The sequence below is a fragment of the Psychrobacillus sp. L4 genome (assembly GCF_042944905.1).
Taxonomy (GTDB): Bacteria; Bacillota; Bacilli; order Bacillales_A; family Planococcaceae; genus Psychrobacillus.
In genome coordinates this window covers 3,127,388-3,152,559 of sequence record NZ_CP168496.1, presented here as the reverse complement: position 1 = coordinate 3,152,559, position 25,172 = coordinate 3,127,388, and the positions used below count along the sequence as shown (strand labels likewise).

20 protein-coding genes are annotated in these 25,172 nt (G+C 38.4%); 19 read left to right on the top strand and 1 reads right to left on the bottom strand.

Translation table 11 applies throughout. From position 1 onward, the window contains the following. The first annotated feature begins 30 nt into the window (after positions 1 to 30). The 19 genes from purC (at position 31) to gatB (ending at position 23,441) form a co-directional block, all read left to right on the top strand. Complete coding sequence (gene purC, locus ACEPXG_RS15320) at positions 31 to 747, top strand: phosphoribosylaminoimidazolesuccinocarboxamide synthase (RefSeq protein ID WP_391204209.1); 717 nt, start codon at positions 31 to 33, stop codon at positions 745 to 747. After that, entirely contained in the window at positions 744 to 998 is a 255-nt protein-coding gene (gene purS, locus ACEPXG_RS15315) for a phosphoribosylformylglycinamidine synthase subunit PurS (RefSeq protein ID WP_151701183.1), read from the top strand. The genes purC and purS overlap by 4 nt, the downstream gene beginning before the upstream one ends. Further along, entirely contained in the window at positions 995 to 1,681 is a 687-nt protein-coding gene (gene purQ / locus ACEPXG_RS15310; protein WP_391204206.1) for a phosphoribosylformylglycinamidine synthase subunit PurQ, read from the top strand. The genes purS and purQ overlap by 4 nt, the downstream gene beginning before the upstream one ends. Beyond that, on the top strand, positions 1,665 to 3,896 hold the full coding sequence (gene purL, locus ACEPXG_RS15305; protein WP_391204203.1) for a phosphoribosylformylglycinamidine synthase subunit PurL: 2,232 nt from the start codon (positions 1,665 to 1,667) through the stop codon (positions 3,894 to 3,896). Before purQ ends, purL begins: the two co-directional genes overlap by 17 nt. After that, complete coding sequence (gene purF, locus ACEPXG_RS15300) at positions 3,872 to 5,293, top strand: amidophosphoribosyltransferase (RefSeq protein ID WP_391204200.1); 1,422 nt, start codon at positions 3,872 to 3,874, stop codon at positions 5,291 to 5,293. The genes purL and purF overlap by 25 nt, the downstream gene beginning before the upstream one ends. 11 nt (positions 5,294 to 5,304) lie before the next feature. After that, positions 5,305 to 6,360, top strand: coding sequence for a phosphoribosylformylglycinamidine cyclo-ligase (purM, locus tag ACEPXG_RS15295; RefSeq protein WP_391204197.1), 1,056 nt, complete (start codon positions 5,305 to 5,307; stop codon positions 6,358 to 6,360). Beyond that, a complete protein-coding gene (gene purN, locus ACEPXG_RS15290; protein ID WP_391204194.1) occupies positions 6,360 to 6,932 on the top strand; it encodes a phosphoribosylglycinamide formyltransferase in 573 nt (190 codons plus the stop codon). The genes purM and purN overlap by 1 nt, the downstream gene beginning before the upstream one ends. A 36-nt stretch (positions 6,933 to 6,968) precedes the next feature. After that, on the top strand, positions 6,969 to 8,504 hold the full coding sequence (gene purH, locus ACEPXG_RS15285) for a bifunctional phosphoribosylaminoimidazolecarboxamide formyltransferase/IMP cyclohydrolase (RefSeq protein WP_391204191.1): 1,536 nt from the start codon (positions 6,969 to 6,971) through the stop codon (positions 8,502 to 8,504). Between the two features lie 16 nt (positions 8,505 to 8,520). Then, positions 8,521 to 9,780, top strand: coding sequence for a phosphoribosylamine--glycine ligase (gene purD / locus ACEPXG_RS15280; protein WP_391204188.1), 1,260 nt, complete (start codon positions 8,521 to 8,523; stop codon positions 9,778 to 9,780). Between the two features lie 959 nt (positions 9,781 to 10,739). Then, positions 10,740 to 12,470 (top strand): adenine deaminase C-terminal domain-containing protein, encoded by a 1,731-nt coding sequence (locus ACEPXG_RS15275; protein WP_391204185.1) that lies wholly within the window; start codon positions 10,740 to 10,742, stop codon positions 12,468 to 12,470. A gap of 10 nt (positions 12,471 to 12,480) precedes the next feature. Then, positions 12,481 to 13,530: a DUF3048 domain-containing protein gene (locus ACEPXG_RS15270; protein ID WP_391204183.1), complete on the top strand. Its 1,050-nt coding sequence runs from the start codon at positions 12,481 to 12,483 to the stop codon at positions 13,528 to 13,530. A gap of 33 nt (positions 13,531 to 13,563) precedes the next feature. Then, the gene (locus ACEPXG_RS15265; protein WP_151701173.1) at positions 13,564 to 13,884 is read left to right on the top strand and encodes a YerC/YecD family TrpR-related protein; all 321 of its coding nucleotides are present in this window, start codon (positions 13,564 to 13,566) and stop codon (positions 13,882 to 13,884) included. Between the two features lie 114 nt (positions 13,885 to 13,998). Next, positions 13,999 to 14,679: a heptaprenylglyceryl phosphate synthase gene (locus ACEPXG_RS15260; protein WP_391204179.1), complete on the top strand. Its 681-nt coding sequence runs from the start codon at positions 13,999 to 14,001 to the stop codon at positions 14,677 to 14,679. Between the two features lie 66 nt (positions 14,680 to 14,745). Further along, a complete protein-coding gene (pcrA, locus tag ACEPXG_RS15255; protein WP_391204176.1) occupies positions 14,746 to 16,974 on the top strand; it encodes a DNA helicase PcrA in 2,229 nt (742 codons plus the stop codon). Between the two features lie 22 nt (positions 16,975 to 16,996). Beyond that, complete coding sequence (gene ligA, locus ACEPXG_RS15250) at positions 16,997 to 19,000, top strand: NAD-dependent DNA ligase LigA (RefSeq protein WP_391204174.1); 2,004 nt, start codon at positions 16,997 to 16,999, stop codon at positions 18,998 to 19,000. A gap of 12 nt (positions 19,001 to 19,012) precedes the next feature. Next, positions 19,013 to 20,152 carry a CamS family sex pheromone protein gene (locus ACEPXG_RS15245; protein WP_391204171.1) on the top strand — a complete coding sequence of 380 codons (1,140 nt, stop codon included), beginning with the start codon at positions 19,013 to 19,015 and terminating at the stop codon, positions 20,150 to 20,152. Positions 20,153 to 20,236: 84 nt separating this feature from the next. Next, positions 20,237 to 20,527: an Asp-tRNA(Asn)/Glu-tRNA(Gln) amidotransferase subunit GatC gene (gene gatC / locus ACEPXG_RS15240; RefSeq protein ID WP_391204168.1), complete on the top strand. Its 291-nt coding sequence runs from the start codon at positions 20,237 to 20,239 to the stop codon at positions 20,525 to 20,527. A 21-nt stretch (positions 20,528 to 20,548) separates the two neighbouring features. Next, positions 20,549 to 22,012: an Asp-tRNA(Asn)/Glu-tRNA(Gln) amidotransferase subunit GatA gene (gene gatA / locus ACEPXG_RS15235; RefSeq protein ID WP_391204165.1), complete on the top strand. Its 1,464-nt coding sequence runs from the start codon at positions 20,549 to 20,551 to the stop codon at positions 22,010 to 22,012. A 1-nt stretch (position 22,013) separates the two neighbouring features. Further along, positions 22,014 to 23,441: an Asp-tRNA(Asn)/Glu-tRNA(Gln) amidotransferase subunit GatB gene (gene gatB, locus ACEPXG_RS15230; protein WP_391204162.1), complete on the top strand. Its 1,428-nt coding sequence runs from the start codon at positions 22,014 to 22,016 to the stop codon at positions 23,439 to 23,441. 98 nt (positions 23,442 to 23,539) lie between these two features. Here the strand turns inward: gatB and ACEPXG_RS15225 are convergent, their stop codons facing one another. Further along, positions 23,540 to 24,835, bottom strand: a complete 1,296-nt coding sequence (locus tag ACEPXG_RS15225; RefSeq protein WP_391204159.1) for a protoglobin domain-containing protein — start codon at positions 24,833 to 24,835, stop codon at positions 23,540 to 23,542. Positions 24,836 to 25,172 lie beyond the last annotated feature (337 nt).

Here is a 25,172-nt window from a genome sequence, read left to right as displayed (position 1 = left end):
TTGAAGCTTCACTTTTTGGAGGGGTTACCAGTGAAAAAAGGTCGTCTATTATACGAAGGTAAAGCAAAACAATTATTCGCAACAGAAGATGAAAATATCCTTTTTGTTTCTTATAAGGATAGTGCTACAGCTTTCAACGGAGAGAAAAAAGAAGAAATAGATGGAAAAGGCAATTTAAACAATAAAATTACAACGATTCTATTTCAACAATTGAAAAAAAATGGAATTGAATCTCACTTTGTAGAGCAAATTTCAGAGAATGAACAACTTGTAAGAAAAGTGGAGATTATCCCACTAGAAGTTGTTGTTCGAAATGTAGCAGCAGGAAGTCTTGCTAAAAGATTAGGAATGGACGAAGGAATTCTTCTAAAACATCCAATCGTTGAATTTTATTACAAAGATGATGCACTTGGAGATCCATTACTGACAGACGCACATATTGAATTACTTGAACTTGCGAAACCTGAAGAAATAGAGACACTTAATAGAAAAGCACTGGATATCAACCAAGTGTTACAGCCAATTTTCAAGGAAATAGGTGTAACTCTAGTAGACTTCAAACTAGAATTTGGGAAAACTGCAAACGGTGAAATACTACTTGCAGATGAGATTTCTCCAGATACTTGCAGACTATGGGATGACGAAACAAACAACAAACTGGATAAAGATGTATTCAGACGTAATTTAGGAAGTTTAACAGAAGTTTATGAAATAATACTTTCCCGCCTAGGAGGATTATCAAAATGAAAAAAGTTAAAGTATATGTGACGTTACGTGAAAGTGTTTTAGATCCACAAGGTTCTGCAGTTATGGGGGCTCTTCATTCCATGAATTACAACGAAGTGAAAGATGTACGAATCGGTAAATTTCTAGAGCTTCAAATCGAAGAAAGCGATCGGGATTTGGACGTACTCGTAAAAGAAATGTGTGAAAAGCTACTAACAAATACAGTGATCGAAGACTATCGTTACGATGTTGAGGAGGCTGTTACCAAATGAAGTTCGCAGTAATCGTTTTTCCAGGATCGAACTGTGATTTAGATATGTACCATGCGATTAAAGATGAGCTAGGGGAAGAAGTGGACTATGTTTGGCATGATCAAACGGATTTAAGTGGATACGACGGAGTATTATTGCCTGGAGGCTTTGCTTACGGAGACTACCTACGTTGTGGTGCGATTTCTCGTTTTTCAAACGTTATGTCTGAAGTTATTAAAGCAGCCGAAGCTGGCAAGCCAATTCTAGGCGTTTGCAACGGTTTCCAAGTATTAACAGAAGCTGGGCTTCTACCGGGAGCACTTCTAAGAAACAAAAACCTTAAATTCATGTGTCGTACGATAGATTTGAAAGTTGTTAACAATGAAACACTATTTACTTCTGAATACGCAAAAGACGAAGTGATTCGAATTCCAATAGCGCATGGCGAAGGAAACTATTATTGCGACGAAGAAACGCTTGCTAGTTTAAAAGAAAATAACCAAATCGTTTTCACGTATGCTTCTGAAAATCCAAATGGAAGTATGGAAGATATTGCAGGTATTGTCAATGAAAAAGGAAATGTCCTTGGCATGATGCCTCACCCAGAACGTGCTGCAAATGACATTATGGGCGGATCAGATGGACTAGCGCTATTCAAATCAATCGTGAAACAGTGGAGGGAATCACATGTCAGTCATGCTTGAACCAAATCCAACGCAAATTAAAGAACAAAAATTATATGCTCAAATGGGGATGTCAGACGAAGAATTTGACATGGTAGAAAAGATTTTAGGTCGTCTACCCAACTATACAGAGACTGGATTATTCTCTGTTATGTGGTCGGAACATTGCTCGTATAAAAACTCTAAACCAGTATTACGCAAGTTCCCTACGAAAGGTCCTCAAGTACTACAAGGACCAGGAGAAGGTGCTGGAATTGTTGATATTGGCGATGGTCAAGCGGTTGTGTTCAAAATGGAATCACATAATCACCCTTCTGCAATCGAACCTTACCAAGGTGCTGCAACTGGTGTTGGTGGAATTATTCGTGATGTGTTCTCCATGGGAGCTCGTCCAATTGCATTGCTAAATTCGCTTCGTTTCGGCGAATTAAAAACACCTCGTGTGAAGTACTTATTTGAAGAAGTAGTAGCGGGGATTGCAGGATATGGGAACTGTATCGGTATTCCGACAGTTGGTGGAGAAATTCAATTTGACGATTGCTACGAAGGAAATCCCCTTGTGAATGCAATGTGTGTTGGATTGATCAATCATGAAGATATTCAAAAAGGAATTGCTGCCGGAGAGGGAAACACAGTAATGTATGCTGGGGCAAAAACTGGTCGTGACGGTATACATGGTGCGACATTCGCATCGGAAGAATTAACTGAAGCTTCAGAAGAAAAGCGTCCAGCAGTTCAAGTTGGAGATCCATTCATGGAGAAACTTTTACTTGAAGCTTGTTTAGAGATAATCAAATCAGATGCTTTAATCGGTATTCAAGATATGGGTGCTGCAGGTTTAACTTCATCATCTGCAGAAATGGCTTCAAAAGCTGGTTACGGCGTAGAAATGAACTTAGATTTTGTACCCCAACGTGAAACTGGCATGACTGCATATGAAATGATGCTTTCTGAATCACAAGAACGTATGTTAATCGTTGTGAAAAAAGGTCGCGAAGATGAAATCGTGCAGATTTTTGAAAAGTATGGTTTAGACTGTGTAGCTGTTGGTAAAGTAACAAACGATAAAATGCTTCGTTTACTTCATAACGGAGAAGTTGTGGCAGAAGTTCCGGCGGATGCACTTGCAGAAGAAGCTCCAGTGTATTACAAGCCATCGTCTGTACCTGCTTATTATACTGAATTCCAATCCATGGAAAATTTAGAGCCAGCAGTTTCGGATTATAAAGAAACTTTATTAAGCCTATTGCAACAACCAACGATCGCTTCAAAGGAATGGGTTTATGATCAATATGACTATCAAGTTCGTACAAGTACAGTAGTTACACCTGGTTCAGATGCTGCAGTAGTTCGCGTTCGTGGCACGAATAAAGGATTAGCAATGACGACAGATTGTAACTCTAGATATATTTATTTGGATCCATTTACAGGTGGGAAAATTGCTGTAGCGGAAGCTGCACGTAATGTTGTATGTTCTGGTGCTAAGCCACTTGCAATTACTGACTGCTTAAATTTTGGGAACCCAGAAAACCCTGAAATATTCTGGCAGTTAGAGAAATCTGCAGACGGTATTTCGGAAGCATGTATTGCACTAGAATCACCTGTTATTGGTGGGAATGTTTCATTGTACAACGAACGTAGTGGAACAGCAGTTTATCCAACGCCAACAATCGGTCTTGTTGGACTAGTAGAGGATTTGGCGCATGTAACGACTCAATTTGTTAAACAAGGCGGAGATATTGTTTACGTAATTGGTGAGACAAAAACGGAATTTGGTGGATCTGAACTTCAGAAATTAGTAGAGAAGCGTATTTTCGGTCAAGCACCATCTATTGACCTTCAAGTAGAAGTAGCACGTCAAACAGCACTTCTTAATGCAATCAGAGCAGGGGTTGTACAATCTGCACATGATCTTGCGGAAGGCGGACTTGCAGTAGCGTTAGCGGAAAAAACATTTGGTGCTAAAGGTCTCGGAGTAGAAGTCACACTATCTGGATCTCCAACAACAGCGTTATTTAGTGAATCTCAATCACGTTTCTTAATTACAGTTAAACCTGAACATGTAGAGAAGTTTGAAGAATTCATGCAAGATGCAGTTCGCATTGGTACAGTTACAGATGCGAATAAAGTGATTATTTCCAACGAGGATGGAACTGAATGGATTAACGGTTCTGTTGACGAATTCCGTTCCGCTTGGAAAGGAGCAATCCCATGCTTGCTGAACTCAGAGGCTTAAACGAAGAATGTGGCGTTTTTGGGATTTGGGGACATCCAGATCCAGCACCAATTAGCTATTATGGATTACATGCACTTCAACATAGAGGGCAAGAAGGTGCTGGTATTGTTGTAACAGATGGAGAATTTTTACGTGCTGTTAAAGGTGAAGGACTAGTAAACGATGTTTTCAGTAATGGGAAACTTGAAAAGTTAGAAGGAAAGGCTGCCATTGCACATGTTCGTTATGCAACTGCAGGCGGATCTGGAATTGAAAATGTGCAACCATTACTTTTTAACTCGACTACTGGTAGTCTTGCCATTGCGCATAACGGAAATATTGTAAATGCGAATCGATTAAAGCGTAGTTTGGAGCAGCAAGGAAGTATTTTTCAGACAACTTCCGATACAGAAGTGTTAGCGCATTTATTGAAAAAGAGTCGTCATACTTCTTTAGAGGAACGTGCAAAACAAGCACTAAAATTATTAGACGGCGCATTTGCATTTATAATTCTTACTGAAGATGAAATGATGGTAGCGCAAGATCCTCACGGCATGCGACCGCTTTCTTTAGGGAAACTAGGTGATGCGTGGGTTGTAGCATCCGAAACGAGTGCGTTCGATTTAATCGGAGCGGAAGTTATTCGTTCAGTAGAGCCAGGAGAGTTACTTATTATTAATGATCAGGGCTTGCGATCTGAGCGTTTCTCAGAACCAGCAGAACGTGCGATTTGCACGATGGAATATGTGTATTTCTCCCGTCCGGATTCTGATATTGACGGTATTAATATTCATAGCGCAAGAAAACGCCTTGGTATACAGTTAGCAAAAGAAATTCAAGTGGAAGCTGATCTTGTTACAGGAGTACCGGATTCTAGTATTTCTGCAGCAATCGGATTTTCAGAAGCAACAGGTATTCCATATGAATTAGGTCTTATTAAGAATCGCTATGTTGGACGTACGTTTATCCAGCCTTCGCAAGATTTACGAGAACGTGGTGTGAAAATGAAACTATCGCCAGTTCGTCAAGTGGTAAATGGCAAACGTGTTGTGATGGTGGATGATTCAATTGTCCGTGGAACAACTTCACGACGCATTGTGAAAATGTTAAAAGATGCGGGAGCTAAGGAAGTACATGTTGTTATAAGTTCACCTCCTCTAAAAAACCCGTGCTTTTATGGAATTGATATTAGTTCTGATGAGGAATTGATCGCATCTAACAATAGTGTGGAAGAGATGCGCGAGTTAATAGGTGCAGACTCGCTTTCATTTTTATCTGTAGAAGGCATGGTATCAGCAATTGGCAGAACGGATGAAGGGAAAAATTGCGGACATTGTTTAGCATGTTTTACAGGCGAATATCCTACGCCAATTTCTCCAAGTACAAAATTACCACATGAAAAAGAGCTTGTTCGATAGGGGGATTCTACATGTCAAAAGCATATGAAAAAGCAGGCGTAAATATTGAAGCTGGCTATGAAGCAGTGAAAAGAATGAAGTCACATGTCGAACGGACAGCTAGAAAAGGAATCATGGGGACTTTCGGTGGTTTCGGTGGGATGTTTGATTTATCTTCATTGAATTATAAAGAACCTGTCTTAATTTCTGGGACAGACGGTGTTGGCACCAAGTTAAAACTAGCATTTATGACGGATTCGCACGATACAATCGGTGTGGATTGTGTGGCAATGTGTGTTAACGATATCGTGGCTCAAGGAGCTGAACCATTATTTTTCCTGGATTATGTAGCGGTAGGAAAAGCAGTTCCTGAACGTATTGAACAAATCGTAAAAGGTGTCGCTGATGGATGTGTTCAGTCTGGAGCAGCTTTAATCGGTGGCGAAACAGCTGAAATGCCAGGTTTATATGAGGAAGACGAGTATGACTTAGCTGGATTTGCCGTTGGTGCTTGTGAAAAGTCTAAAATCGTAACTGGAGAGAAAATTGCTGATGGAGATGTGCTAGTTGGTATTGCTTCTAGTGGTGTTCATTCGAATGGATATTCTCTCGTGCGTAAAATTGTATTTGAAGATAAACGATACTCTACTGAAGCAGTAGTGGAGGGGTATGAAGAACTTGGCGAAATAGGGAAAGCACTTTTAACACCAACTAAAATTTACGCGAAGCCTGTAATGGAGATGCATCAGGAGCTTGAAATTCACGGAATGGCCCATATAACGGGTGGCGGATTTTATGAAAATCTACCGCGCATGATGCCTGAAGGGTTAGCTGTAGAAATCGATTTAGGTTCATGGGAAGTACTTCCTGTTTTCCATTTCTTGAAAGAAAAAGGCGAGTTGTCCGATCGTGATTTATATAATGTTTTCAATATGGGTATTGGATTTGTTTTAGCACTTTCAACCGAGGAAGCAGAAAAAACAATTGCAATTGCAGAAGCCCATGGGGAAAAAGCGTATATAATCGGTCGTGTTGTGAAAGGTGAAGGTGTTTTATTCAACGGAACGCATGATGGGAGTTTAGTGTAATGGCTCGAACACCAAAATTTGCAGTCTTTGCATCAGGAAGTGGAAGTAACTTCCAAGCTATTCACGATGCTGTAAGTGATGGTACTTTGGCTGGACAAGCGGTGTTAGTTGTGACCGACAAACCTGATGCCTATGTAGTAGAACGTGCTCGACTTGCAGAAATTGAAACTTTAGCAATTAAACCATCCGAATTTCCATCAAAGGAAGCATACGAACAAGTTATTTTACAAAAGCTTTCGGAGCTTGATGTCGAATGGATTGTTCTTGCTGGATATATGCGTTTAATTGGGAGTGTATTACTCGATGCATATCCAAATAGAATTATTAATATCCATCCATCCTTGCTTCCGGCGTTTCCAGGAAAAGATGCAATCGGACAAGCGATGGCATATGGGGTGAAGATTACTGGTGTATCTGTTCACTTTGTAGATGCTGGCATGGATACAGGTCCCATTTTGGCCCAACAGGCAGTGGAAGTAGTGAACGGAGATAGAGAGAAAACAGAAGAGCGAATTCATGCAGTAGAGCATGCATTATATACAAAGACCTTACAAGACTTATGGAGCCGGTAATATTACCGGCTTTTGCAAATAAAAGGAGGAAATATTGTGTCAAAACGTGCATTAATAAGTGTGTCAGATAAATCAGGGATTCTTGAATTTGCAAAAGAGCTAGAACAGCTTGGATATGAAATTTTATCAACTGGTGGGACAAAATCATTTTTAGAACAAAATGGTGTATCAATTACATCCGTAGACGCAGTAACTAACTTCCCTGAAATTTTGGATGGCCGCGTAAAAACATTAAATCCGATGATTCACGGTGGATTGTTAGCAAAACATGATGACCCTTCTCACCAAGCACAATTAGAAGAACATAATATCACACCAATTCAAGTTGTATGTGTGAATTTATATCCTTTCCTCGAAACGATTTCAAAACCAGATGTTGCGTTTGAAGATGCAATTGAAAATATCGATATTGGTGGTCCATCAATGCTTCGTTCCGCTGCTAAAAATCATCAATATGTAACAGTGGTAACAGATGCCTCAGATTATACAGAAGTATTGGAGCAATTAAAAAAAGCTGGTGAAACAACAATTGAGACACGTAGTAAGCTAGCTGCAAAAGTTTTCCGCCACACAGCTGCGTATGATGCATTGATTGCTAGCTACATGACTGATTTAACTGGCGAAGATTTCCCGGAGCTTTTGACCCTTACTTATGAACGTAAACAAACATTACGCTACGGTGAAAATCCTCATCAACAAGCAGCATTTTACAAACGCCCTCTTGGATCTGATTTCTCGGTTGCTTCTGCAACGCAATTGCACGGGAAAGAACTTTCTTACAACAATATTCAAGATGCAAATGCCGCACTTCAAATTGTAAAGGAATTTGAAATACCTGCTGCAGTAGCAGTAAAACATATGAATCCTTGTGGTGTTGGAACAGGAGAAACAATTTCAGCAGCTTTCAATAAAGCATATGAAGCCGATTCAACTTCTATCTTCGGTGGAATTGTTGCATTAAATCGTGAAGTAGACGCAGCAACTGCAAAAGTGTTAGCAGGTATTTTCTTAGAAATTATCATCGCTCCTTCATTCTCAGAGGAAGCAATTGCTATGTTAACAGCGAAGAAAAATATTCGTCTTCTAACAATATCTTATGAACAAACGAAAAAAGATGCATGGAACGCAGTATCTGTTGAAGGTGGGTTATTAGTTCAATCTCCTGATTCATATGGATTAAAAGATGCAGATGTGAAAGTCGTTACAGACCGCGAGCCTACTGCAGATGAATGGAAAGCATTAGAGCTTGGTTGGAGTGTAGTAAAACATGTGAAATCGAACGCAATTGTTGTTGCTACAGAAGACATGACAATTGGTGTTGGTGCTGGTCAAATGAACCGAGTAGGATCTGCAAAAATTGCACTAGAACAAGCTGGAGAACGTGCAAAAGGAGCAGGACTAGCATCGGATGCATTTTTCCCAATGAACGATACAGTAGAAATAGCTGCTAAAGCTGGTATTACGGCGATAATTCAAACAGGTGGCTCTGTCAAAGATCAAGATTCCATAGACAAAGCAAATGAATATGGAATTGCGATGGTATTTACTGGCGTTCGTCATTTCAAACATTAAGGGAGGTATATCTCATATGAATATTCTCGTGATTGGTAGTGGTGGCCGCGAGCATGCTATTGCAAAGCAGTTCAGTAATTCTCCTTCTGTAAGTAAAGTATTTGTAGCACCAGGAAATGTTGGTATGGCAAATGATGCACAAATCGTCCCAATAGATGTCATGGCATTTGATGAGCTTGCACAGTTTGCAATAGATAATGCTATTGATGTGACGTTTGTCGGGCCAGAGCAACCACTTGTGGCTGGAATCGTGGATCACTTCAGTAAGCAAGGTCTTCGAATCTTCGGACCTTCTAAAGCAGCAGCACAATTGGAAGGAAGTAAAACATTTGCTAAAGAGCTGATGATAAAGCACGGCATTCCAACTGCCGCTTATGAAACTTTTACAGATGTGGACAAGGCGAAAGCTTATATTGAAAAAATCGGTGCTCCAATTGTTGTGAAAGCGGACGGTCTTGCTGCAGGAAAAGGTGTAGTAGTTGCCATGACGGTGGAAGAAGCGAACATTGCTGTAGAAGACATGATTGGCAATCAATTATTTGGTGATTCTTCATCAAGTGTTGTCATTGAGGAATTTTTAGTTGGAGAAGAAATTTCATATATGTCATTTGTACATAATGGACAAATTTATCCAATGGTCATTTCACAAGATCATAAACGTGCATATGACGGAGATAAAGGGCCAAATACCGGTGGAATGGGTGCCTATTCGCCAGTTCCCCAGATTGCTAGCGAAGTAGTGGAATTAGCTTATAATACGGTAGTAGTGCCAACTGTGAAAGCAATGGAGCAAGAAGGTACACCGTTCACAGGTATTTTATATGCTGGTCTTATAATTACGAATGAAGGACCAAAAGTAATCGAGTTTAATGCTCGATTTGGAGATCCGGAAACACAAGTAGTTCTGCCTCGTATGAAAAGTGATTTCGGCAAGTTTATGACAGCCTTAATGGATGAAAAACCATTTGAGTTAGAATGGTCCGATGAAGAAATGTTAGGTGTTGTCATTGCATCTGCTGGTTATCCAAATGATGTACAAAAAGGGGCGGAGTTACCGGATCTTTCTACTCTAGAAGAAGCGGGTCTTCACCTCTTTCACGCGGGAACTAGAGCTGGAGTAGATGGATTTATAGCAAACGGTGGTCGTATAATTTTAGTAGCTGCAAGTGAATCTACATTAAAAGAGGCCCAGCAAAAAGTATATGACGGATTGTCTAAATTACAATGGGATGGTCTATTCTTCCGTTCAGATATTGGCTGGCGAACTTTTTCATAATCTAAGTTCGCTTTAGAATAAATGATAAAATGAGAAGCAGGACCTAACTTTAGGTTTAGCTTCTCATTCCTATGTTAGATCACAAGAATGACATTTGCCCAATCCAAATAAACGAAAGAAAAATTACAAGTTGTTGAATATCCATCTTCTTCTATTGAATGAAACAAGACGATAGTTTACAATTTTACGTTTGAGTTCGCTTTTTAGAAAAAGTGCGTCGTAGTGACCGCAGAGATTTCCGCTCTAGTCGGACGCTTTCCGAGGGGGAAGCGATGAGCCAGCACCGTCGCATGCGCGCCGTTTGTGCTGTCTCATCTGTCTCCCTGATCCCTTCGGAGTCGCCGCCTGCCGCTGCAATCAATAATGTGCAATATTTTACTCGTTATCCACAACATAGAATACGTTTTACGCAATCTTACAAGGCATATGCGCAATATAATGATAGCGCACACTTTATAAGTGGCATCTCACTCTAAGTTAAGGCTTTATTATTAAGAGAAATGGTCTCGTTCAGCCATTTATTGGATTTTATTTTAGAAAACCCTTCATAATATTGAACGAAATATAGTAGTGATGCTGAATAGTTAGCAAATAGGATGGATTTTCGCTGCAGGGCGGCGACTCCAGCAGGATCAAGTGAGCAAAATGAGCCTTCACAACGGCGCGTAGCGACTGTGAAGGCTCATCGCACACCCTGCGGAAAGCGTCCGCCATGCAGCGAAAATCCCGGCGGTCACTATAACGCATTATTTCTACAATAAGACGGGAAACTAATCGTACATTAACCAATACGTATTAGATGGAAAAAATATGATAATCAACAGTCATGGAAAAATTACTGTAAATCTATTAATTTACAACTGAAATTTCTATAAATTAACAAAGAACACTTTGTTTTACTAAAGTGATATGCTATATTTATTTTTACGAGCAACCTAAAAGGAAGGAGAATGGATGGTATGCAATATCCAATTTGGAAAATAGAAGAAATTAGGCATCAACTAGAAGTAGTAAGTGGAACAAAGGCACCAGATATTCTTATAAAAAATGCAACATACTTACATAGTCATTTAAAAAAGTGGATTACCGGTAATGTTTGGATTGTAGCGGATCGTATTGTATACACGGGAATAGAAATGCCACTTGTTTCTGAAAAAACGGAAGTGTATGATGCAAGCGGACAAAAGATAGTTCCTGGTTATATGGAACCTCATGTACATCCATTTCAACTTTATCACCCACAATCTTTTGCTGATTATGCTGCACAACGTGGAACGACTACCTTCATTGCAGACAATCTAGTATTTTTTTTAGCACTTGAAAATAAGAAAGCGTTTTCAATAATGGACCAATTAAATAAACTACCTTTTTCCTTTTATTGGTGGGCACGCTTTGATTCACAAACAGAGTTAGAAAATGAAGAGGAGTTATTTACCTCTAAATCGATAGGGGAATGGATCGAAAGACCCGATGTTATTATGGGTGGGGAGTTAACAGGATGGCCAAGACTACTTTCTGGTGATGATCAGATGCTGTATTGGATGCAGCAAGCAAAAATGAATGGAATGAAAATAGAAGGGCATTTCCCAGGTGCATCGGAGCGAACGCTTGCACGAATGCGTCTACTTGGAGCAGATGGTGATCATGAATCTATGACAATTGAAGAAGTAGAAAGACGCATTCTTCACGGATATGCAGTGACGCTTCGACATTCTTCCATTCGTCCTGATTTACCAATTCTACTAAAAGGTATTTTAGAAAAGGATCTTCATATTTTTGATCACTTAATGATGACAACGGACGGAGCTACCCCTTCGTTTCACCTAGATGGCGTAATGGACAAATGTATCCAAGTTGCTTTAGATGCTGGAGTAAACCCAATCGATGCTTATTTAATGGCATCGTTCAATGTTGCGAAATACTATAATCTATCTAACTTACATGGGGTTATTGCTACTGGGAGATTTGCAACGTTAAACTTTTTAGAAGATGAGTTTAATCCAGTACCAATAAGTGTTTTATCTAAAGGGGAATGGTTAAAACGTGACGGTGAAAAAGTGCAGGCTCTAGCACCTGTCGATTGGTCAGATATGCAGTCCTTAAATTTAGATTTTCATTTAACGGATGATGATTTTCAATTCTCCATGCCATTTGGAATTGAAATGGTAAATGATGTAATTACGAAACCATATTCTATTTCGGTCGATACAACGGAAAATGAACTTTCATCGAATCATGACGAAAGCTTCCTTATGTTAATTGACCGAAACGGTAAGTGGAAAGTAACAACACTTATCAAAGGATTTGCAACATCGGTCAAAGGATTTGCATCTTCCTATTCTAATACTGGTGATATATTATTAATTGGTAAAAATAAAAAAAGTATGTTAAAAGCTTTTGATGAGATGAAGAAGATGAATGGTGGAATCGTCTTAGTAGAGGACAATCAAGTCATTTGTTCTATCCATCTTCCAATAGGTGGAGGACTCTCCGACAAGCCGATGGAAGACTTGATAGAAGAAGAGTTGCTATTAAAGAAAGAGTTGGCTGCTAGAGGATTTAAGCATGGGGATGCTATTTATACTCTATTATTCTTGCAATCGACGCATTTGCCTTATGTTCGAATTACGCAAAGAGGAATTTTTGATGTGATGAAAAAACAAGTACTATTTCCAGCACTCATGAGGTAGGGGGAATCTTATGTTCAAAAAAAGGGGTTTTATATTTGCACTGTGCATTTTAGCATTAGTTGCCTGTACAAAAAAAGAAGAAGTACAAGAAGAAGTTAAAGAACAAGTTGAACCAGAAAAAGTAGAGGAAGTAGTAAAGGAAGTGGCAGTACTTCCTTATTTTGCTCCCTTCACGGGGATTGGCTCAGAAGTTGTAATGCAACAAAGGCCAATCCTTGTTACAATGAATAACCATCCGTTGGCGCGACCACAATCAGGGATTGCTCAGGCGGATATAGTGTATGAAATGTTGGCAGAAGGAAATGTGACGAGATTTCTTGCACTCTATCAAAGTGAAATTCCAGAAACGATTGGGCCAGTGAGAAGTGCACGTGACTATTTTGTTACGATTGCCAAGGGTTTAAATGCATTTTACATTGCACATGGATATAGTCCGGATGCAAAAAAAATGTTAGATGCGAGAGTTGTGGATAATATTAATGGGATGCAGTATGATGGTATCCTATTTAAAAGGTCAAAGGAACGTAAGGCTCCGCATAACTCCTACATTTCAAAAGAAAATATTTTTGTAGGTGCGGAAAAAGTAGGGGCTTCAATGGAAATAAATAAAATTCCACCATTTTCTTTTTATGATTCTGTAGAAGATGTGAAAATTGGGAATCCCGCATCTAGTGTAAGTATTCGTTATGGATCAGGGACAAGCTTTGAAAATCAATATACGTATTTACCAGATGAAGGGCTGTATGAAAGAACAACAGCAGGAGTCTTGACGAAGGATAAGGAGTCGGATGAGCTTGTCAAACTTTCCAACGTTATCTTTATGGAAATCCCACATAAAACGATTGATAATGCCGGTAGACAAGAACTTACATTAACTGCCGGAGGAAAAGCTTACCTTTTCCAAGCTGGGATAATGAAAGAAATCGAGTGGGGAAATATTGATGGTCTTCTTATTCCAATGGAAAATGGGGTTCCGGCAAAACTTGTTAAAGGAAAGTCATGGATCAGTATTGTTCCAACACATCCGGGAATTGAAAAAATGGTGAACTTTTTACCATAATAGAAGTTTAAATCAGAGGGGAATGAAAAACTTATGCAAGTTGAGAAAATAAAAGGACATCAAACAGACCAATTATTTAAAGCGGTTTTAGAATTAAAGAATATGGAAGAATGTTATCGATTTTTCGACGACTTATGTACAATAAGCGAAATTCAATCACTAGCACAACGCTTCGAGGTTGCTCATTTATTGAGATTGAAAAAAACATATGAAACGATCAAAAAAGAAACCGGTGCGAGTACGGCAACAATTTCACGTGTTAGACGTTGTTTCGATTATGGAAATGACACGTATGATGAAATGCTTGGTCGTCTATATCCAGATGAACAGCCTTTTCAAAACCCTAGAGGGTAATTTGAAACAGTAACCATTACCAGTTTCAATAGATAGACTTAACTGAACAGAAGCCTCTGTTCAGTTTTTTTGTTATAATGAGGAATGCTAACTAACGATTTGTAGGTGAAAAAAATGGAGTATAAAGAATGGCGACATATATTTAAATTGGATCCAGCTAAAGCAATTAGTGATGATGCTTTAGAAAAGGTTTGCGAATCTGGAACAGATGCTATCATGATTGGTGGCTCCGATGGAGTAACGCTTGATAATGTCATTGATTTATTAATGCGTATTAGACGTTATGCTGTTCCCGTAGCACTTGAAGTGTCGACGATTGAGTCGATTACGCCTGGTTTTGATTATTATTTTATACCAAGTGTTTTAAACAGCGTGGAAACAAAATGGGTAAAGGATTTACATCACGAAGCAACAAAGGAATTTGGAGAAGTGATGAACTGGGAGGAAATTATTCCGGAGGGATATTGTATTTTAAATCCCGATTGCAAAGCGGCTAAAATTACGAATGCCAAACACCCAAAAACAAATGACGATATTATTGCATACGCACAAATGGTTGAGCATATGTTTAAATTTCCTATTTTCTATATGGAATACAGCGGGATGTATGGTGATGTCGAAGTGGTTAAAAAAGTAAAATCTAGATTAGTACACACGAAACTTTTTTATGGTGGTGGCATCCAGAATGAAGCACAGGCAAGAGAAATGGCAGCGCATGCGGACGCCATTATTGTCGGAAATCGAGTATATGAAAATTTAGAAGAAGCACTGAAAACAGTACATGCTATTAAGTAATATTTGTGTAATATGACATGGAGCGGTATAATAATTAGAACAAATGTTCTTTAAAGGAAGTGTAATATGGAGCTCATAGCAAAAAACTTATTAAACGGGATGAATAAGGAACAAGCAAAAGCAGTTAAAAAAACGGAAGGCCCTCTACTCATTATGGCTGGAGCAGGTTCAGGGAAAACCCGTGTATTAACGCATCGAATTGCTTACTTAATAGTAGAAAAAGAAGTATACCCTTCCAAAATACTTGCTATTACCTTTACGAATAAAGCCGCACGTGAAATGCGTGAACGAATCAATAGCATTTTAGGTGCTGGAACAGGGGAGAGTATGTGGGTATCCACGTTTCACTCGATGTGCGTTCGTATTTTAAGAAGAGATATCGACCGAATAGGTTATTCAAAAAGCTTCTCCATTTTAGATACGACAGATCAGTTATCGGTTATTAAAGGTATTTTAAAGGAACAAAATATTGATTCGAAAAAATATGATCCACGATCGATGTTAAATGCGATTAGTAGTGCTAAAAATATTTGTATAGATGCAGCTACATTTAAAGCACAAATGAACGAAATGAATCCATTTGAAAAAACAGTTGCAGAAGTATATACAGGGTATGAGAAGCGTTTAAGAAAGAACCAATCCCTTGATTTTGACGATTTAATCATGACAACTTTAACCCTTTTTAAACGAGTTCCGGAAGTATTAGAGTTTTATCAAAACAAATTCCAATATATTCATGTGGATGAGTATCAAGATACCAATAAAGCACAATATGAATTAGTACAAATGCTTGCCCAAAAATTCAAAAATATTTGTGTAGTGGGTGATTCCGATCAATCCATTTATCGATGGCGTGGAGCGGACATTCAAAATATATTATCATTTGAAAAAGATTATCCGAACGCAACCGTGATAATGCTAGAGCAAAATTACCGCTCTTCACAAAGAATCCTACAAGCAGCAAATGACGTCATTGGTAATAATACAAGTAGATATCCAAAAGTACTGCGAACGGACAATCAAGAAGGCGAGAAAATTCGAATGTTCCGAGCATTTAATGAGCAACAAGAGTCACAATTTGTCGTACAAACTATTCAAGAGTTGCTAGAACAAGAAAACCGTACATTGGATGACTTTGCTATTTTGTATCGCACGAACGCACAATCTCGTGTGATGGAGGAAGTACTCGTCAAATCGAATATGGCCTATACGATTGTCGGAGGTACTAAGTTCTATGATCGAAAAGAAATTAAAGACTTACTCGCGTATCTCCGTTTAATTGCCAATAACGATGATGACTTATCGCTTGCACGAATTATTAATGAACCAAAGCGTAATATTGGAGCAACTTCTTTTGAACGCATCGCGATGTATGCACTAGAGCAAGATCGTTCTATTCTTGATACTTTGAATGAAGTAGATTTCATGGGATTACCTGCACGAGCAGTTAATTCAGTTGTTCAATTTCAAGGACTTATTCAAAACTTTACGCAAATGCAAGAGTTTTTATCTGTGACAGAAATAGTGGAGCAAATATTAGATGAAACGGGTTATCGTACAATGCTGAAAAATGAAAAAACAATCGAAGCTGAAAGTAGACTAGAAAATATTGAAGAGTTTTTATCCGTAACGAAAGCATTTGAAGAAAAAAGTGATGATAAATCCCTTGTTGCCTTTTTAACGGATTTAGCGCTTATTTCCGATATTGATAAACTAGATGAAGAGGAAGATACGTCTCAAGGGAATGTTATCTTAATGACGATGCATGCTGCAAAAGGACTTGAATTCCCAGTTGTTTTCATCATAGGAATGGAAGAAAATATTTTTCCTCATTCCCGCTCCATTGGGGATGACGATGAGATGGAAGAAGAACGTCGACTTGCCTATGTAGGAATCACTCGAGCAGAGGAAAGATTGTTTATCACATGTGCTCAGTCTCGTACTATTTTTGGACGAGGTAGTTTCAATAGTCCTTCTCGTTTTATCAGGGAAATTTCCGAGGAAATTATCGAAGTGGTAGGCGGAATGAATGAGAATAAGAAAGGCGCGGCATCTTCTGCGAAAGCAATTCCACAAGCAAGAAAGGCAGTAGTTACTCGTCCTGCTTATAATGAGTCAGGTGGAGAGAAAATAGGCTGGCAAGTGGGAGATAAAGCGGTGCATAAAAAATGGGGCGTGGGTATGGTAGTAAGCGTTCGAGGTGAAGGTGAAAATACGGAGCTCGATATTGCGTTTCCAAGTCCAACAGGTGTTAAACGATTGCTTGCAAAATTTGCACCGATAGAAAAAGGATAATTCACTTGGTGGAGGAAAACCGATGGAAAAATTAGAACAACGAGTACAAGAGCTACATAAGCTTTTGTATGACTATGGATATGCGTATTATGTATTGGATGAACCGATTGTTCCTGATGCTATTTATGATCAGTATTTAAACGAATTAATTGCATTAGAAGAACAAAATCCAAATTTAATATTACCAGATTCGCCCACACAACGAGTGGGCGCTACTATAATAGATGGGTTTCAAAAAGTAACGCATAGGAATCCGATGTTGAGCCTATCTAATGCATTTAATGAGGAGGATATACGTGATTTTGACAACCGAATTCGTAGTATGATGGATGAATCACCGACCTATGTGTGCGAACTGAAGATCGACGGATTAGCTATTTCACTTCTGTATGAAGATGGAATTCTTTCTCGAGGTGCTACGCGTGGGGATGGGACAACAGGAGAAGACATTACAAGTAATATAAAAACAATACGATCCATACCTCTTCGTTTAAAAGACAAAGTAACAATCGAAGCAAGAGGAGAAGCTTATATGCCCAAATCTTCGTTTCGCAATCTAAACGAAGAAAGAGCTGAACGGGGAGAAGAATTATTAGCTAATCCACGTAACGCTGCTGCAGGATCACTTCGTCAATTAGATCCTAAAATGGCAGCAAGTCGAAAGCTTTCCTTCTTTGCATATGGAATGGGTAGCGACGGGGAAGTACAAAACATTGATCAGCATTCCGCTGCTCTTCAATTTATGAAAGAACAAGGATTACCGACCAATAAAGAGACGAGAAAGTGTTCTTCGATAGAAGAGGTACTTGAATTTATTCAAGAATGGACAGCTAAGCGAAGTAATATTCCATATGAAATAGATGGCATCGTTATCAAAGTGGATGATTATGCACAGCAAGAGGAGTTGGGGTTCACAGCAAAAAGTCCCCGTTTTGCTATTGCTTTTAAATTCCCTGCGGAAGAAGTTGTCACTACTATTATTGATATCGATTTAACGGTTGGACGAACTGGGGTTGTCACACCTACAGCGATATTGGAACCAGCGCAAGTGGCAGGATCTACAGTTCAACGTGCAACATTGCACAATGAAGACTTAATCCGTGCAAAGGATATTCGAATCGGTGACCGAGTGATTATTCGCAAGGCCGGCGATATTATTCCGGAAGTAGTTGCAGTTATTATAGAAGAACGAGATGGTTCGGAAATCCCTTATGAAATGCCCACAAATTGTCCTGTATGTGATAGCGAATTAGTAAGGATCGAAGAAGAGGTTGCCTTACGTTGTGTCAATCCTCAGTGTCCAGCGCAAATCCAAGAAGGTATTTACCACTTCGCATCAAGAAATGCGATGAATATTGAAGGTCTTGGGGAAAAAGTTGTGGAGCAGTTATTCAGAGAGCAACTTATTGTAGATGTATCAGATCTTTACAAAATAACAGTAGAAGACTTAGTGAATCTAGAACGAATGGGATTGAAATCGGCAACAAACCTGGTAACTGCAATAGAAACATCTAAGGCAAATTCAATGGAACGTGTATTATTTGGACTTGGTATACGTCATATTGGAGAAAAAGCTGCCAAAATTTTATCAGAAACATTCCATAGTTTCGATGCATTAATGCAAGCAACAAGAGAAGAACTTACTGCAGTTTTTGAAATTGGGGATAAAATGGCAGATTCGCTTGTAGCATATTTTGAACATGAAGAAGTGCAACAGCTAATTGGAAGATTAAAAGAAGCAGGACTTACCCTGCAATATACGGGTAAAATTGTAGATGCTTCCACCATGGAGAATAGTCCATTTGCACATAAAACGGTTGTGCTTACAGGAAAGCTCGTTCAACTAACACGCCAAGAAGCAAAGGAAAGAATTGAAGCACTAGGTGGAAATGTCGCGGGTAGTGTAAGCAAAAAAACAGATTTAGTCATCGCCGGAGAGGATGCTGGCTCGAAGCTTGAAAAAGCTCGAAGCTTAGGTATCGAAATCTGGGATGAACAAAAACTATTAGATCAACTAGAGGAATAGAGGAGTTTGAACATGGCAAAAAAATTAATAGGAATCTCAACGATGATTTTATTGCTTATTGTCTCTGGATGTACTCCTGCTATAAAAAAAGACACAGAAGTCATTCAAGACACAGAGCAAAAAATGTCGAAAAAAGTGATCATCCCAAGTTTGCAATTAGATGATACTTACTACCGGACACTACTACCATATGAAGCAAGTGCAAGTAGAGGATTAGTTGTATCCAATCTTGCAACTAAGTACGATATGAAGGAAGTGGAATCGGGTCTACTTCGAATTTCTCAAAAGGAATTTTCTGCAGACAAGTATTTGTTTCAAGAAGGTCAGTACTTAGATAGAAAAACAGCTATTTCTTGGTTAGCAAGAAGCAACCAGACGAGCGATGGTTTAAATCCAAGTGATGTAGGCTTAACAGGTGAGGAAAAAGCAAAAAAAGCGCCTGTTTATATTACGCATATTGTGGAACAAGACTATTTGAAAAAAGAAGGTAAAACTGTAACACTCGCTGGTATTTCAGTGGGGCTTGCTTTGAATTCTATTTACTATTATCAAAAAGAAGCATACGGAGCAACATATGAGGAAGCGTTATCCCAAAATGAAATAGAAGAAAATGGTAAGCGGATTGCGGAAGAGGTAGTTACTCGTATGCGTCAAAAAAATGAGGCTCTTGCGAATGTTCCAATCGTTGTTGGATTATTCAAACAAAATAGCAGAAATGCAGTAGTTCCTGGAACGTATTTCACTTATAGCGTCGCTGCTAGCGGAAAAAATGTTTCTGATTGGAAAACTATTGATGAAGAATACCTTCTATTTCCTACAGCTGAATCAGAAAAAAAATATCGAGATTTAGACACTATTTTCCGCAATTTCAAACAAGAAGTGGAGACATACTTTTCCAATTATACAAGTGTTATTGGAACAGGATATTTTAAAGACAAACAGTTGCAAAAATTGACTATAACAATTCCTATTCAATTTTACGGAACAGCAGAAATAATTGGTTTTACTCAGCAACTTGCCGGCTTACTGAAAGATCATTTTGATACTTCGATGAATGTGGAAGTCAATGTGAATTCGATGAACGGAGCAGAGGCATTATTGATCAAAAAACCAGGTGATGAAGAGCCTTATGTCCATATATATTCCCCATGAGCTTACCAAAGGAGCCACTCTGTTCAACTAGAGTGAAAAATGATATGATATTGCTTATGGTTATTGAATTCGGAGGTGTGAAAATTGGCGAATATTTCAAAAGAAGAAGTAAAGCACGTAGCGCATTTAGCACGACTTGCGATCACTGAAGAAGATGCAGAAAAATTTGCTCTTCAGCTTGCGGCAATTACGAACTTTGCAGAGCAATTAAAAGAATTGGATACTACGAATGTAGTACCAACAACGCATGTCTTACCTTTAGTGAATGTTTTACGTGAGGATAAAGCGATTAAAGGACTTGACCGTGAAACGATGATGTTAAATGTAAAAGAACAAGAAGCAGGACAAGTAAAAGTACCATCTATTATGGATTAATAGTTGTGAGGAGGGAATATAATGACGTTATTTGAACGTTCGGCAAAGGAATTACAAGCTCTTTTACATAACAAGGAAATTACAATCGCTGATTTGACAAAAGAAGCTTATGCACGCGTAGAAAAGCTAGATGGTGACGTAGAAGCTTTCTTAGCATTAAATAAAGATAAAGCTACACTAACTGCTGCAGAACTAGATCAAGTACCTTTTGAAGAGCGTGGACCATTATTTGGTTTACCCATTGGAGTAAAAGATAATATTGTGACAGAAGGTTTAGAAACCACTTGCGCAAGTAAAATTTTAGAAGGATTTAATCCAATTTATGACGCAACTGTCGTACAAAAATTACGTGCAGCAGGAATGGTTACTATTGGTAAATTAAACATGGACGAGTTTGCGATGGGTTCTTCAAATGAGAACTCGGCGTATAAAACAACAAAAAATCCATGGGCATTAGACCGTGTTCCTGGTGGTTCTTCTGGTGCATCAGCAGCTGCAGTAGCGGCAGGTGAAGTTCCATTCTCATTAGGCTCTGATACAGGTGGATCTATCCGTCAACCAGCTTCTTACTGTGGAGTTGTTGGGATGAAACCTACTTATGGTCGTGTTTCTCGTTTTGGTTTAGTTGCATTCGCATCTTCATTGGACCAAATTGGACCGATCACTCGCAATGTAACAGACAATGCATTATTACTTGAAGCAATTGCTGGACTTGATCCACATGATTCCACTTCAGCCGATGTAGAAGTACCAAACTTTGCTGCAGCTTTAACTGATGATATAAAAGGCCTTCGAATTGCTGTTCCAAAAGAATATCTAGGTGAAGGTGTAAGCGAAGCTGTCCGTCAATCCGTGTTGGATGCTTTGAAAGTTTTAGAAGCGCTAGGAGCAACTTGGGAAGAGGTTTCTTTACCACATTCTAAATATGCATTAGCAACATACTATATTCTTTCTTCTTCAGAAGCTTCATCTAACTTATCCCGTTTCGATGGTATTCGTTATGGTTTCCGTGCAGAAAATGTTCAAAACTTAATGGAACTATATAAGGAAACTCGTGCCCAAGGATTTGGGGATGAAGTGAAACGTCGTATTATGCTTGGTACTTATTCTTTAAGTGCAGGGACATATGATGCTTACTATAAAAAAGCACAACAAGTGCGTACGCTTATCAAAGAAGATTACGATAAAGTATTAGCAGACTACGATGTAATTATCGGGCCTACTGCACCAACACCAGCATTTAAAATTGGTGAAAATGTGGAAGATCCATTAACGATGTATGCAAATGATATTTTAACTATTCCAATTAACCTTGCAGGAGTTCCAGCCATTTCGATTCCTTGCGGATTTGAAAATGGTCTACCACTTGGTTTACAAATTATCGGGAATTACTTTGATGAGTCGACAATTTATCGTGTAGCACATGCTTATGAGCAAGCGACAGATTTCCATAAACAAACTCCTCAAATTTGGGAGGGAAAATAACATGAACTTTGAAACCGTTATTGGATTAGAAGTACACGTAGAGTTAAAAACAAACTCTAAAATCTTCTCAGCAGCACCGAACCACTTTGGAGCTGAGCCAAATACAAATACGACAGTAATCGATCTTGGATATCCTGGCGTGCTACCCGTGTTAAATAAAAACGTAGTCGATTTTGCCATGCGTGCAGCGCTTGCACTAAATATGGAAATTGAACAAAATACGAAATTTGACCGTAAAAACTATTTCTACCCAGACAATCCGAAAGCGTATCAAATTTCTCAATTCGATAAGCCAATTGGTAAAAATGGTTGGGTTGAAATTGAAGTAAATGGAGAGAAAAAACGTATTGGTATTACTCGTCTTCATATGGAAGAAGATGCAGGTAAATTATCACATGCGGATGGATACTCTTTAGTCGACTTTAACCGTCAAGGTACTCCATTAGTAGAAATCGTATCAGAACCTGATATTAGTACTCCCGAGGAAGCATATGCTTACTTAGAAAAAGTAAAATCCATAATCCAATATACAGATGTTTCAGACTGTAAAATGGAAGAAGGATCTTTACGTTGTGATGCTAACATTTCTATACGCCCATATGGCCAAGAAGCATTTGGTACAAAAACAGAGTTGAAAAACTTAAACTCATTCAACTATGTACGCAGAGGCTTAGAACATGAGGAAGTACGTCAAGCGGAAGTACTTTCTTCTGGTGGAATAATTGAACAAGAAACTCGTCGTTACGATGAGAAAACAGGTAAAACAATTCTTATGCGTGTTAAAGAAGGTACAGATGACTATCGTTATTTCCCAGAACCAGATTTAGTAGATCTTGTAATTGATGATGCATGGTTAGAGCGAGTACGTGCAGAAATTCCAGAGCTACCAGATGCACGTAAACAACGGTATATCGAAGAAATTGGTTTATCTCCTTATGATGCGCATGTATTAACTTTATCAAAAGAAATGGCTGACTTCTTTGAGGCAACAATAGCTGATGGAGCAGATGTAAAACTTTCTGCTAACTGGTTGATGGGTGAAGTTTCTGCATACTTAAATGTAGACCAAAAAGAATTGAAGGATATTAATCTTACTCCATCAAACCTTGCAGGCATGATTAAGTTAATTTCGGATGGAACGATTTCATCTAAAATAGCGAAAAAGGTATTCAAAGAGCTTGCTGATAATGGCGGAGAAGCAGGAGAAGTTGTAAAAGCGCAAGGCTTAGTGCAAATTTCAGATGAAGGTGCGCTTCGTGATATCGTAACGACAACATTGGATGCTAACCCACAATCGATCGAAGATTTTAAAAATGGGAAAGACCGCGCAATCGGCTTCCTAGTCGGTCAAATTATGAAAGCAACAAAAGGACAAGCCAATCCACCTCTTGTTAATAAAATTTTACAAGAAGAAATCGTAAAACGATAAAAAATAAAGGATGACTCCAGCATATAAACTGGTGTCATCCTTTTTTATTTGAACAATAGTCCATATCACTCGCGAAAAAGTAAGATCATCTGTGTTTCTTATAAATCGTTTATCGTATTTATTAATCCATCAGACGAGATAGCAATAGTTTCAACTGCCTGATTTAATTCATTTAAAATTTCAGAAATAGTTGCAATTTCTGTATTAGATTGTTCACTTTGAATTTTTATTCCTGACATTGCTTGAACAATGTTTTGATAGGATTCAGACATTTGTTCGTATTTATCCGCACCATCAGCAATTAGATGGTTCATTTCAGAAACTGATTTGGTTATATCACCAATACCATCGTCTGTTTCTTGGATTAATGATTCGACGCTTTCGATTGCTTTTTTTGTGTCTTCAGAGAGTTTTCTTACTTCAGAAGCAACCACTGCAAATCCTACACCATGTTCACCTGCACGGGCTGCTTCGATGGCAGCATTTAGAGCAAGTAGGTTTGTTTGATTTGCTATAGATGTAACTAAACCGACAATATTTCGAATTCTATTAGAAGAGTCTTGGAGTTGCACCATTTTTTTCTGTAAAGCATTAATACTTTCTGTAATTAATTGCATTTGTTCCATTTGTTTAGTTAGAAGGACTTGACCAACTTGTGATTTTTCCTCCGTATCTTGAACGAAAGATAGATTTTGGTTAGTAGATTCTTTTATATTTGTTGCTTGGTATGATAATTTATTAATCGATGCGCTTGTTTCTTCACTAACAGCTGCTAGATTTTCTGCAGTATCGTGTACCTCGATTTTTACTTTATCCTTCTGCAATTGTTCTTCTATTCGCATACGCATGTTCTCAGCTTCGTATGCCTCCAAAACTAATTGTTGCTCAAGATTTAAAATTTTATTAATAGCAGCAAGTGCATCACGTTTAGCTGAATCTGAAATAGTTAGTGTCATGATATACTTTAAGAATTCATAGTTTAAAGTTTCAAAAGCAGCCATATACCACTTCGGCTCCAATCCAATTTTTACGTGAACATGAGCAATTATCTTTCTTTGGTTCAGATAATTAGAGTCGATTACACCACTAAACATTTCTAAAAGATGATTATATAGTGTTTTTTTCAGGCGTTCAACACTACTATGAGTCGTAATTATATCCATTAGTTTCGATTCAGACTCTACTGATTTATAGAAAGAGGTTACTGTTTCATCCAATATTTGTTTAACAAATGGTTGTAAATGGTGCAGTATTGCTAAATCGGTTTCTGTGAGATGAATCATGGCAATTTGCTTTTTTATGTCTGAATTATCAGGAATATCTAATGCAACTGGTATGTCTTTTGTAAAATCAATACTGCTAGTAGAATTTTGCTTTTTAATAAAAAGACTCACTTTATATTCTCCTTTTGGTTGGAACAAAGAGGTTCAGGTTTTCTTATAATAGATTTTTTGATTTCCAATCGCATCCATCATTTATTTCTCTGTTCTTCTGTTTCCATTTCTCCGTTTTGAATTTCTGATGAATGATTTTTCCATTGCACTCTAGTCTTTTATCGTCCAAATAGGTTAGATATTAATGCAGATGAAAAGGTTAAATATTATAAAGTTAACTCTATTTTATCTATTATGTTACTCAATGATGGTCCGATTTTCTCTAGCATGGAAAAAAAGAATTCAGGCGCGAATCCACAATGGATTGAAGACAATAAAAAACGGTAACGAGCGTTAA